Below are 10,883 nucleotides of genomic sequence, written 5' to 3' on the forward strand. Positions count from 1 at the left end.
ATGCACACGTACCGCTAGCGTGCAGCGCATGAGCACTACGGACAACGCCACGGGCGCATCCGGCGCCCACCCCCGCTTCGTCGAGGCCCTGCGCGGGCTCGGCCTCGACGACCTGCCCGACCGCATCCGCCGCTTCCCGGACCAGACCCGTACCGCGGCCGAGGCTGCCGCCGCGATCGGCTGCGAGCTCAGCCAGATCTGCAAGTCCCTCATCTTCGCCGCCGACGGGGTGCCCGTCCTCGTCCTCATGGACGGGTCCTCGCGCGTCGACGTGGAGCTGGTGCGGCAGGCGCTGGGCGCGGAGAAGGTCACGCGGGCCAAGGCGGACGTCGTGCGCGAGACCACCGGGTACGCGATCGGGGGTGTCCCGCCCTTCGGGCACGCCAACCCGACGCGGGTGCTCGCCGACCGGTCGCTGCTCGGGCACTCCGTGGTGTGGGCCGCCGCGGGTACGCCGTACACCGTTTTCCCGATGGCGCCGGAGGAGCTGGTCGCGCAGGCGGGCGGGCTGCTCGTGGACGTACGCGAGGCCGACGGAACCGCTCAGTGACCCCGCTGGTCGCGGGGGCCGTCCTGCTGGCCGCCGTCACCCACGCCAGCTGGAACGCCATCGCCCACCACATCACCGACAAACTCCTCGGCTTCACCCTCATATCCGGCGGCGGCGCCCTCATCGGCCTCCTCCTCGCCCCCTTCGCCCCCTTCCCCGCCGCCGAGGCCTGGCCCTACCTCCTGCTCTCCGCCGCCCTGCACGTCGCCTACATGGTCCTGCTCATGCGGTCCTTCCGGCTCGGGGACTTCGGGCAGGCCTACCCCATCGCCCGCGGCAGCGCGCCGCTCGTCGTCACCGTGCTCGCCGCCGTCTTCGCCGGTGAGGTGCCCGGCGGGTGGCAGGCCGCCGGGGTCGTCGTCTGCTCCGCCGGACTCACCGGGCTCGCCGTGTGGGGGATCCGGGGGTCCGGGCGGAAGCCCGACTGGGCGGCGATCGGCGCCGCGCTCGCCACCGGGGTGTCCATCGCCGCGTACACCGTCGTGGACGGGCTCGGGGTGCGGGCCTCCGGGACGTCCATCGGGTACATCGCCTGGCTGATGATCCTCGAAGGGATCGCCGTGCCCGCCTACGCCTGGTACCGGTGGCGTGGGGAACTCGGCGCCCGGCTCCGGCCGTTCGCCGCCGTCGGGCTCTTCGGTGCCGCGCTGTCCGTCGCCGCGTACGGCCTCGTCCTCTGGGCCCAGACGCGGGCCGACCTCGCCCCCATCTCCGCCCTCCGCGAGTCCTCCATCATCGTGGGCGCGGCCATCGGGGCGCTGTTCTTCAAGGAGCGGTTCGGGTGGTCGCGGATCGTCGCGGCGGGGGTGATGGTGGCGGGGATCGGCTTGATGCTGCATGCGGGCTGATCCCTGCGGGGCTTTCCCCCATCCCGCCCCTTCCCGAAACCGGGGGCTCCGCCCCCGGGCCCCCACACGCATGGGGCTGCGCCCCTTTCCCCGCTGTCGCCGCTTCGCGGCTCGTCCTCAAACGCCGGACAGGCTTTCCGGGGCCCGGGGCTCCGTCGGCCTCAGCCTCGGCTCACGTGGCCGGTGAACGCGGCCCAGGCCGCGGGGGTCACCTGTATGAGTCCGGCCGCACGGTCCTTGGTGTCGCGGATCAGGATGAGCGGCTGATTGTCGGCGACCTCTATGCAGTCGTTGGTGGCGTTCTCGCTGTAAGTCGACTTGTGCCAATTCGGGTTACTCACTTGTACCTCTTCAGTGCTTCTTCGATGCGGACTGTGGTCGCTTCAGCCGCCAATGAGCTGGAGGCGAGCCGATCATAGATTCGCTGGAGCCGCAGGACAGCTGCTGGTTCCTCGAAGTACTGGCCGGTCAGCAGGCCCTCCGTATACGCGCCTCGCGAACCGTCCGGCTGCGTCATGACAGCCATGCTTCCCATGATCCTGCCGGCTCCGAAGGGGAGAAGCTGGAGCGTCCCGCTCCCACGGCTTCTGGCGCTCCATGCGCTGCTCGACGTATGACTCGACGACGGACGGGTCATCGTCCTGGCCAGCCAGAATGAGCTCGCGTGCATAGTCAGGGGTCTGAAGCAGTCCAGGAACGAGGAATTCAGCGGTGTGGATCAGTGCAGCCTTTTCTTGCTTCGCCAGATACGGCTTGGCGTAGTCGCGAACAGTCTGCCGCTCCCTGATCCTGACCAAGTCCGTCAGAGAGTCGCCCAGTTCGAGCACCACGCTCAGCTTGCTCGCCAGTGCGTGGTCCGGCACCTCCCCGTTCCACAGTCCGGTACCGGAATCGCTACTCCTGGTGAACGTACCCGCGGGTGAGCAGTCTGGGAGTCCCACAGAAGGACCAACTCCCCTACGAGGTACCACCTATGACCAACAACAACGGGACGCGACAGCGCATGGCGACGGCCGTGGGGGACGTCGTCGTGGACACGTGCCGAGGGCACATCGTCCAAGTGACGGCTGCGGACGGTGAGGTGCTGATGGTGACTCGTCCCTCGGGCCTCTCCTGGGAGACGAGGCGCCAGAACTGCCGACGGGCCCTCCCCGGGGAGCGACGAGAATTCGAGATCGCCAGCCGCACACCGGAGAAGAGCAGGAGCGACGAAGAACCCCTCCTCCAGGAGGCCGAATGGCACCTGCCGCGCCACGCCAGGTGCGTGGGGAGGGCCCGAACCCTCCTCCGGGAGCAGGCGAGTTCGTGGGAACTGCCGTGTGAGACCACGGAAACGGCGACGCTCCTCCTGAGCGAGCTGATGACGAACGCGTACCGGCACGCGAAGGTCTCCCCGGGCAGAGAGATCTGGACCCGCTGCACGCTGAAGGCGGGCCGCCTCCGCATCGCGGTGTCGGACGCGAACGCAACACCGCCCGCGCCCAGGCAGGTGCGCCCGGAGGACGCATCGGCAAGAGGGTCTGGTTCGAACTCGCCGTCGTGCGGGGGCGTGGCCCTGACCGAGGGCGACCACGGTGACGTCACACGGACGGGCGGAATCTGTCACACAGTCCTTCGCGGGATGAGGGCTCCGCCTCCAAGGCACACCGGGCAGGCAGTGCGGACCGCTCCGGCCGAAGCAATGGCGGGGGCGGGTGGGTGGGAGAGAGCCCGTCCGGCGATTGAGGACGAGGCGCGGAGCGCCGATCGGGGGCGAGTTACGCGGCGGCGGAGGTGCGGACGGCGCGGACCAGGGCCTGGGCCCTCGCGTCCGCCGTGACCCCCTTGCCCATCCCGTTCGTGACGTAGCCGAAGGCGAGCCCGGACTCCGGGTCGGCGAAGGCGAGGGCGCCGCCGCGGCCGGGGTGGCCGAAGGACGTCGGGGCGAGGAGGGGCGACGCGGCGCCGTGGAGCATGTAGCCGAGGCCGAGTCGGGTGTGGACGACGAGGACGCGGTCGGCCCCGGTGGATGCCTCACCGCGGGCGGGGGCGAGGGTGGACGGCGTGAACAGGCGGGCGCCGCGGTCGACTTCACCGATGAGGGAGGCGTAGAAGCGGGCCAGCGCACCGGCGGTGGCGATGCCGTTGGAGGCGGGCAGCACGGCCGAGTGGTACGCGGCGGAGTTCTCGTCGGGGAAGGGGGAGACCACGTCGAAGGCCCGCCGGGTGAGGGAGTCCGGATCCCGGTAGGCCTCGGACACCTGCGGCTTGGGCCGGGTGCGGAGCCCCGGGGCGGCGGCGGGTGCGTCAAGTCGCCCCAGCCGTCCCACCCGCCCCGCCTCGGCGGCCGGAAGGCCGACCCACAGGTCGAGGCCCAGCGGCCCCGCGACCTCCGAAGCGATCACGTCCCGTATGGAGCGCCCGGTGACCCTCCGCACCAGCTCCCCGGTCAGCCAGCTGTACGTGTGCGCGTGATAGCCGTGGTCCGTCCCGGGCTCCCAGAAGGGGCGCTGCGCGGCGACCGCGGCGGCGGCCACGTCGGGGTCGAGGGCCTGGGCGGGGGTCAGGGGGCGGTCGAGTGCGGGGACCCCGGCGCGGTGGGCGAGGACGTGGCGTACGAGGGTCCGGTCCTTGCCGTGGGCCTTGTACTCGGGCCAGTACGCGCCGACGGGGGCGTCGAGGTCCAGCTCGCCGCGCTGGTGGAGGAGGAGCAGGACGGCCGCGGCGACCCCCTTGGTCGCGGAGCGGACGACCTGCGCGGTGCCCCGCTCCCAGGGCGCGGCACCCCCGGCCTCGGTCCCGGCCTCCGCCCCGTCGAGAGCCTCCGCCCCGTCGAAGTCCCTGATGCCACCCCACAGGTCCACCACCGGCCGCCCGTCGCGGTACACCACGACCCCGGCCCCGCGCTCCCCGAGCGCGGTGAAGTTGCGTACGAAGGCGTCCCGTACGGGCTCGAAGCCCGCGGACACCGTGCCGTGCACCCCGGCGTTCCCGACGGCGTTCTCGACCTCAGCAGCCTCAGCAGCACTCATGTCATGCACAACAGCCGTCCGCCGCCGAAGATTCCACTAGCTCTTCTCCCGTACGGACTTCGGATCGAAGCCGAAGGGGAGTTCCAGGCGGTGGCTGCTCATGAGGTAGGCGTCGGAGAGGAGTGCGCCGGTGGGGCCGTCGGCCGCGATGACGCCTTCGCTGAGGATCAGGGCGCGGGGGCAGAGTTCGAGGGCGTAGGGCAGGTCGTGGGTGACCATGAGGACGGTGACGTCCAGGGAGCGCAGGATGTCGGCGAGTTCGCGGCGGGACGCGGGGTCGAGGTTGGAGGACGGCTCGTCCAGGACGAGGATCTCGGGCTCCATGGCGAGGACGGTGGCGACGGCGACGCGGCGGCGCTGGCCGAAGGAGAGGTGGTGCGGAGGCCGGTCGACATAGGCGGCCATGCCGACCTGCCCGAGGGCCTTCAGAACGCGCGCCTCAAGCTCGGGGCCGCGCACCCCGGCCGCCGCGGGCCCGAAGGCCACGTCCTCGCGGACCGTCGGCATGAACAGCTGGTCGTCGGGGTCCTGGAAGACGATGCCGACCTTGCGGCGGATCTCCGCCATGTGCCGTTTGCCGACGGGCAGCCCGGCCACGGTGACGCTCCCCGCGCCCGCGGTGAGGATGCCGTTCAGGTGCAGGACCAGGGTGGTCTTGCCCGCGCCGTTGGGCCCGAGCAGCGCGACGCGTTCGCCGCGGGCGATGCGCAGGTCGACGCCGAACAGGGCCTGGTGGCCGTCGGGGTAGGCGTAGGCGAGGCCGGTGACCTCCAGGGAGGCGGGCGGTGCGGTGGTCACGACAGGGTCCATCCCAACAGGCAGACAGCGAGGGCGGTCAGGGGCAGGGTCAGGGCGTACGTCCACTGGGCGCGGGTCGCCGTCGCCTCGTCGATGACCGGCATCGACCCCGCGTAGCCCCGGCTGACCATGGCGAGGTGCACGCGCTCGCCGCGTTCGTAGGAGCGGATGAACAGCGCGCCCGCCGACTTGGCGAGCACGCCCCAGTGCCGCACGCCGCGCGCCTCGAAGCCGCGGGACTCGCGCGCGATCCTCATGCGCCGCATCTCGTCGGCGATGACGTCGCCGTAGCGGATCATGAAGGAGGCGATCTGGACGAGGAGCGGCGGGAGCTTCAGGCGCTGCAGGCCGAGGAGCAGCTCGCGCAGTTCCGTCGTGGCGGCGAGCAGGACGGACGCGGCGACGCCGAGGGTGCCCTTGGCGAGGACGTTCCAGGCGCCCCACAGGCCGTGGACGCTCAGGGACATCCCGAGGACCTCGGTGCGCTCGCCCTGCGCCACGAAGGGCAGGAGCAGGGCGAACGCCACGAAGGGGACCTCGATGAGCAGCCGCTTCAGCCAGAACAGCGGCGGTACGCGGGCCGCGTACGCCACCGACGCGAGCAGCAGCGCGTACGCGGCGAACGCCCACACCGCCTCGCGGGGCGTGGAGACCACCACGACGACGAAGCAGAAGACGGCGGTCAGCTTCGTGTGCGGGGGCAGGGCGTGCACCGGCGAGTGGCCGTGCCGGTAGAGGCGGTGGGCGTGGCCCGCACCCATGTCAGGCGTTCTCCGCGGGCTTGGTCGCCGAGGTCGCGGAGGTCGCCGAGGTCGCCGAGGTCGCCGAGGTCGCCGAGGTCGCGGAGGTCGCGGTGCTCACCGACGCGGCGGTCACGTCGTCCGTGGCCGTCGACGCGGGGCCGCTCTCCGTGCCGTCGCCGTCGCGCCGCCGTCGTACCGCCCAGAACACCGCGCTGCCCGCGACCACCGTCACGCCGACGCCGATGACGCCCGCGAGGCCGCCGGACAGGCGGGTGTTGCCGATGTCCTTCACGCCGTAGTCCGCGAGCGGCGAGTCCGCGGCGTCGTGCTCCTTCTCGCCCTTGTCGAAGCCCTTGTCGTGGGCGACCTTCTCCAGGCCGTCGGGGTTCGTGGAGGCGTAGAAGGAGACGAAGCCCGCGAGGATCAGGGAGGTGACGAGGCCCGCGGCCCACAGCTTGCGGTGCGAGCCCGCGGCAGCGGCGGGGGCCGGTGCGGGAGCGGGGGTGGCGGGGGCGTCGACCAGCTCGCCGCCGACGCGCAGCTTCAGGGGCGCGGTGAGGCCGCGCGCCCCGTGCACCAGGTCCGGCCGGACCGCGATGACCGCGCCGACGGTGAGCGCCGTGATGGCGGCCTCGCCGATGCCGATCAGGACGTGCACGCCGATCATGGCCGTGGCGACCTTGCCGAGGGGCACGTCCGTGGTGCCGCCGACGGCGTAGAGGAGGGTGAAGGCGGCGGCCGCGGCCGGTACGGAGACGAGCGCGGCCGTGAAGGCGGCAGCGGTGACCGAGCGGCGGCCGCGCGGGAGGACCTTCGCCAGGCCGCGGAAGATCGCGTACGCCACGACGGTCGTCACGCACGCCATGACGGTGATGTTCACGCCGAGCGCGGTCAGGCCGCCGTCGGCGAAGAGCAGGCCCTGCATGAGCAGGACGACGGAGACGCAGAGGACCGCCGTACAGGGGCCGACGAGTATCGCCGCGAGCGCTCCGCCCAGCAGATGGCCGCTTGTTCCGGCCGCCACGGGGAAGTTGAGCATCTGTACGGCAAAGATGAAGGCCGCGACGAGGCCGGCGAGCGGTGCCGTCCGCTCGTCGAGTTCGCGCCGCGCGCCACGCAGGCTCACGGCGACCGCGCCGACGGCTACGGCACCGGCGGCGACGGAAACGGGCGCATTGATGAAGCCATCGGGGACATGCATGCGCGTGCTCCTGGAAAGGCGCATGTCATGAGCGTGGGGAGGCGCTCACGACGAGAGCGGATCGCTCCGAGCGGGTCGCTCGTGAACCTTTCAATGATGGGCGTTGTTGCGAATCGCTTGCAAGAGCGGTCCAGCAACGATTGGGGTGGCCCGGGAGCGCTCCGGACCGCCTCCACTCCCCCCTTCGCCCCATGTGCCATATGCGCACATATGGGACATTAGGGGGAGAGCCGCTTTCCGTGGGCCGGAACGACTACGAGGAGTCAGCATGTCCGCAGTCGAGCAGTACACCCGGGCCCACCTGGTCACCGACTCCCCCGACGAGCACGTCGTCGTCCCCGTCGCGCTGCGCTACGACCCGGAGGCCGACCCGCGCTCGGTGCGGGTCGACCTCCCTGGGTCCCACGACTGGACCTTCAGCCGCGAGCTGCTCGAACAGGGCCTGCGGGCCCCGACGGAGAGCGGCGACGTGAGCATCTGGCCGTGCGGGCGGGTCCAGACGATCCTGGAGTTCCACTCGGCGCAGGGGGTGGCGGTCGTGCAGTTCGACGCCTCGGCGCTGATCCGCTTCCTGCGCCGTACGTACACGGCCGCCCCTGTGCCGCACTGACTCAGACGCGGACGAGCTCCCGCTTCTCGTCGGGGTCGGCCTGGTCGGCCGGGGTGCGCAGCCCCTCGCCCTCGACGTCCACGTTCGGCAGCGAGCGGTCCAGCCACCTCGGCAGCCACCAGGCCTTGCGGCCGAGCAGCGCGAGGACGGCCGGGACAAGCGCCATGCGCACGATGAACGCGTCGAAGAAGACGGCGATGGCGAGGCCGAAGCCGATCATCTTGACCATCTGCTCGCTGGAGCCGATGAACCCGGCGAACACCGCGATCATGATGACCGCCGCCGCGGAGACGACCCGCGCCCCGTGCTTGAACCCGGTGACGATCGCCTCGTGCGGGCTCTCGCCGTGGACGTACGCCTCCCGCATCCGGGTCACGAGGAACACCTCGTAGTCCATCGCGAGGCCGAAGACCACACCCACCATGAAGATCGGCATCATGCTCATGATCGGCCCGGTCTGCTCGACGCCGAAAAGGCCGCCGAGCCAGCCCCACTGGAAGACCGCGACCACGGCGCCGAGCGCGGCGAGCACCGACAGCAGGAAGCCGAGGGCCGCCTTGAGCGGGACGAGGACCGAGCGGAAGACGACGATCAGGAGCAGGAACGCGAGGCCCACCACCAGCGCGAGGTAGGGCAGCAGGGCGTCGTTGAGCTTCTCCGAGACGTCGATGTTCATGGCCGTGGTGCCGGTGACCATGACCTCGGCGCCGCTGTCGGCCCTGACGTCCTTGGCCTCGCCGCGGATCGCGTGCACCAGGTCCTCGGTCTCGGTGCCGCTGGGCTTGGACGACGGCACGACGCTGACCATCGCGGTGTCGCCGGCCTTGTTGAACTGCGGCGGGCTGACCGTGAGCACGTCGTCGAGGCCCGAGATCTTCTTCTGTACGGCGACCGCCTCGCCCTTGGCGTCGTCGACGCCCTTGAGGTCGGTGACCACCATCAGCGGGCCGTTGAAGCCGGGCCCGAAGCCGTCCGCGATCAGGTCGTAGGCCTTGCGCTGGGTCGTGGACGTGGGCTGCGCGCCGTCGTCGGGCAGGCCGAGTTCGAGCTGCGAGACCGGCAGGGCGGCGGCGCCGAGGCCGAGCACGCCGAGCAGCAGGACGGCGACGGGGCGCCGGACGACGAAGCGGGCCCAGCGGGTGCCGAGGTTCTCCTTGGCGGGGGCACCGCCCTTGGCCGGGGCGTTCCCCTCGGACGAGGCGTTCACCCGGGCCGGACCGGCCGCGGCGGCCTTCTTGCGACCGCCGAACAGCCTCCCCTTCTCGCCCGTCGGCGTGACCTTCCTGCCCGCGTACCCGAGCAGCGCCGGGATCATCGTGAGCGCGATCAGGACGGCGATGGCGACGGTCCCGGCCGCGGCGAAGCCCATCTTGGTGAGCATCGGGATGTTGACCACGGCGAGCCCGACAAGCGCGATCACGACGGTCAGACCGGCGAAGACGACGGCCGACCCGGCCGTGCCGACGGCGCGGCCCGCGGCGTCCTCGCGCTCGCGGCCCTCGGCGAGTTCGGCGCGGTAGCGCGAGACGATGAACAGCGCGTAGTCGATGCCGACGGCGAGGCCGATCATCATGGCCAGCGTCGACGTGGTCGTGCCCAGGTCGAGGGCGCTGGCGAGCGCGGCGATCGAGGAGACGCCGATGCCGACGCCGATGAGCGCGGTGAGCAGCGGCAGACCGGCCGAGACCAGCGAGCCGAAGGTGATGACGAGGACCACGGCCGCGACCGCGATGCCGATGATCTCCGTGGCGCCGGTGTGCGGCATGGCCTGCAGCGCGTCACCGCCGACCTCGACGGTCATGCCGCCGTCGCGCGCCTCGTCGGTGGTCTTCTCCAGCGCGTCCCTGCTGCCGTCGGTCAGCTCCATGGAGGTGACCTTGTACGTCACGGAGGCGTACGCCGTCGTGCCGTCCTTGGAGACCGCCTTGGCGGCGAACGGGTCGGCGGCCGAAGCGACCTGGTCCGAGCCGGACTTGAGCGCGGAGACCGTCTTGAGGATCTCGGCCTTGTTGGCCGGGTCGGTGACCTTCTCGCCGGCCGGAGCCTTGAACACGACCCGGGCGTTCGCGCCGTCCGCGCTGGCCTCGGGCGCGCGCTCGTCCAGCAGGTCGAAGGCCTTCTGCGCCTCCGTGCCCGGGATCGAGAACGAACTGGAGGCCGCGGTGGGCGCGGACGCCGCGCCGACACCCGCGAGGGTGAGCAGGGCGACCCAGATCAGGGCGACGAAGTGCCGTCGCCGGAAGGCGAGTCGGCCTAGTTTGTACAGGAATGTGGCCACGGGGAGTACTCCCGGTCAGGTCGTGGTGGCTGATGGCTTCTGGGCAGGGGTGATCGGCCCGAGGGGCAGGGGTGATCGGCCCGACGACGTGAGCGGGGGCGCGTCAGGTGGTGGTGTGGCCGCGGGTGCGACTGCGGGGAGTCCCCGTCAGGTGAGCGTCAGACGCCGAGGGCGGGGAGGATCACGGCGTTGATGTAACTGCGGAGGAACTCCTGGTCGGCGGGGCGTTCCTCGACCAGGTCCCGGGCGACGAAGCCGCCGACCAGCATGTGGATGACGTACTCCAGCGCCGGGTTGTCGGCGGCGATCTCGCCCCGGGCGACGGCGCGGCGCAGCAGTTCGTCGAGACCGGTGATCTCGGGCTCGATGAGCAACTGCCGGAGCGCCTTGTGCAGTTCGGGGTTGTCGTGGATGGCGTGGAACAGGCCTCGCATCAGCGCCTGGTCCTGCTCCATCTGGCAGTCGTCCTGGAGGGTGACCATCTTCATGAAGTCCCCGCGCAGGGACCCCGTGTCGATGTCCGCCATGGACGCGGGCTTGTTGTGCCTCAGCGCCCGCGCCACCAGCTCCGCCTTGCCGCCCCACTGGCGGTAGAGCGTGGCCTTGCTGGACCGGGTGCGGGTGGCGATCGCGTCCATCGTCAGCCCGTCGTACCCGACCTCGCGCAACAGGTCGAGGACCGCCTCGTACAGCTCCGCCTCCCGCTCGGGCGAGATCCGGCTCCGCCGCGGCGACGCTGCCACTTCGGTCATGGCCGACTCCTTCCCGATTCCACTGCGACGCGGATTACTCTACGGGACCAACTAACGAAACGAAACGGTTTCGTACGTGTCTTGGACCACAC

General features: G+C 71.4%; 11 protein-coding genes and 1 pseudogene. 4 read left to right on the plus strand and 8 right to left on the minus strand.

Features of this window, described 5'->3' with window-relative positions; translation table 11 throughout:
* Window positions 1-28 precede the first annotated feature (28 nt).
* Window positions 29-550 carry a YbaK/EbsC family protein gene (locus AB6L24_RS21105; RefSeq protein ID WP_405657440.1) on the plus strand — a complete coding sequence of 174 codons (522 nt, stop codon included), beginning with the start codon at window positions 29-31 and terminating at the stop codon, window positions 548-550.
* The gene (locus tag AB6L24_RS21110; protein ID WP_405657441.1) at window positions 547-1,398 is read left to right on the plus strand and encodes an EamA family transporter; all 852 of its coding nucleotides are present in this window, start codon (window positions 547-549) and stop codon (window positions 1,396-1,398) included. Before AB6L24_RS21105 ends, AB6L24_RS21110 begins: the two co-directional genes overlap by 4 nt.
* A gap of 161 nt (window positions 1,399-1,559) precedes the next feature.
* Here AB6L24_RS21110 and AB6L24_RS21115 read toward each other — a convergent pair whose 3' ends face one another.
* Both AB6L24_RS21115 and AB6L24_RS21120 read right to left on the minus strand, forming a co-directional pair.
* Complete coding sequence (locus AB6L24_RS21115) at window positions 1,560-1,739, minus strand: DUF397 domain-containing protein (RefSeq protein ID WP_405657442.1); 180 nt, start codon at window positions 1,737-1,739, stop codon at window positions 1,560-1,562.
* Window positions 1,736-2,369: pseudogene (locus AB6L24_RS21120) on the minus strand (Scr1 family TA system antitoxin-like transcriptional regulator). Before AB6L24_RS21120 ends, AB6L24_RS21115 begins: the two are co-directional and overlap by 4 nt.
* Window positions 2,370-2,485: 116 nt before the next feature.
* On the opposite strand from AB6L24_RS21120, the gene AB6L24_RS21125 reads away from it, so the two are divergent.
* On the plus strand, window positions 2,486-3,217 hold the full coding sequence (locus AB6L24_RS21125) for an ATP-binding protein (protein WP_405663200.1): 732 nt from the start codon (window positions 2,486-2,488) through the stop codon (window positions 3,215-3,217).
* Here the strand turns inward: AB6L24_RS21125 and AB6L24_RS21130 are convergent.
* Genes AB6L24_RS21130 through AB6L24_RS21145 form a run of 4 tightly spaced genes read right to left on the minus strand, consistent with a single transcriptional unit; the run spans window position 3,156 to window position 7,151 of the window.
* Window positions 3,156-4,409, minus strand: coding sequence for a serine hydrolase domain-containing protein (locus AB6L24_RS21130; protein WP_405657443.1), 1,254 nt, complete (start codon window positions 4,407-4,409; stop codon window positions 3,156-3,158). The genes AB6L24_RS21125 and AB6L24_RS21130 overlap by 62 nt on opposite strands.
* 36 nt (window positions 4,410-4,445) lie before the next feature.
* The gene (locus AB6L24_RS21135) at window positions 4,446-5,219 is read right to left on the minus strand and encodes an energy-coupling factor ABC transporter ATP-binding protein (RefSeq protein WP_405657445.1); all 774 of its coding nucleotides are present in this window, start codon (window positions 5,217-5,219) and stop codon (window positions 4,446-4,448) included.
* Window positions 5,204-5,968 (minus strand): cobalt ECF transporter T component CbiQ, encoded by a 765-nt coding sequence (cbiQ, locus tag AB6L24_RS21140; protein WP_405657447.1) that lies wholly within the window; start codon window positions 5,966-5,968, stop codon window positions 5,204-5,206. Before cbiQ ends, AB6L24_RS21135 begins: the two co-directional genes overlap by 16 nt.
* Before the next feature lies 1 nt (window position 5,969).
* Window positions 5,970-7,151, minus strand: coding sequence for an energy-coupling factor ABC transporter permease (locus AB6L24_RS21145; protein WP_405657449.1), 1,182 nt, complete (start codon window positions 7,149-7,151; stop codon window positions 5,970-5,972).
* Between the two features lie 268 nt (window positions 7,152-7,419).
* Here AB6L24_RS21145 and AB6L24_RS21150 point away from each other — a divergent pair, with 268 nt between their 5' ends.
* Entirely contained in the window at window positions 7,420-7,761 is a 342-nt protein-coding gene (locus AB6L24_RS21150) for an SsgA family sporulation/cell division regulator (protein WP_380845581.1), read from the plus strand.
* A 1-nt stretch (window position 7,762) separates the two neighbouring features.
* On the opposite strand, the gene AB6L24_RS21155 is transcribed toward AB6L24_RS21150, so the two are convergent.
* A complete protein-coding gene (locus AB6L24_RS21155) occupies window positions 7,763-10,039 on the minus strand; it encodes an MMPL family transporter (protein ID WP_405657450.1) in 2,277 nt (758 codons plus the stop codon).
* Window positions 10,040-10,197: 158 nt separating this feature from the next.
* The gene (locus AB6L24_RS21160; protein WP_380845587.1) at window positions 10,198-10,791 is read right to left on the minus strand and encodes a TetR/AcrR family transcriptional regulator; all 594 of its coding nucleotides are present in this window, start codon (window positions 10,789-10,791) and stop codon (window positions 10,198-10,200) included.
* Window positions 10,792-10,883 lie beyond the last annotated feature (92 nt).

Source organism: Streptomyces sp. RK9, from assembly GCF_045070545.1.
Lineage (GTDB): Bacteria > Actinomycetota > Actinomycetes > Streptomycetales > Streptomycetaceae > Streptomyces > Streptomyces alboflavus.

Bases quoted from the DNA above. Each gene is read 5' to 3' on its own strand.
- AB6L24_RS21125 (WP_405663200.1), top strand. From the start codon at position 2,486: ATGGTGACTCGTCCCTCGGGCCTCTCCTGGGAGACGAGGCGCCAGAAC.
- AB6L24_RS21105 (WP_405657440.1), top strand. From the start codon at position 29: ATGAGCACTACGGACAACGCCACGGGCGCATCCGGCGCCCACCCCCGC.
- AB6L24_RS21145 (WP_405657449.1), bottom strand. From the start codon at position 7,151: ATGCATGTCCCCGATGGCTTCATCAATGCGCCCGTTTCCGTCGCCGCC.
- AB6L24_RS21135 (WP_405657445.1), bottom strand. From the start codon at position 5,219: ATGGACCCTGTCGTGACCACCGCACCGCCCGCCTCCCTGGAGGTCACC.
- cbiQ (WP_405657447.1), bottom strand. From the start codon at position 5,968: ATGGGTGCGGGCCACGCCCACCGCCTCTACCGGCACGGCCACTCGCCG.
- AB6L24_RS21130 (WP_405657443.1), bottom strand. From the start codon at position 4,409: ATGAGTGCTGCTGAGGCTGCTGAGGTCGAGAACGCCGTCGGGAACGCC.
- AB6L24_RS21160 (WP_380845587.1), bottom strand. From the start codon at position 10,791: ATGACCGAAGTGGCAGCGTCGCCGCGGCGGAGCCGGATCTCGCCCGAG.
- AB6L24_RS21150 (WP_380845581.1), top strand. From the start codon at position 7,420: ATGTCCGCAGTCGAGCAGTACACCCGGGCCCACCTGGTCACCGACTCC.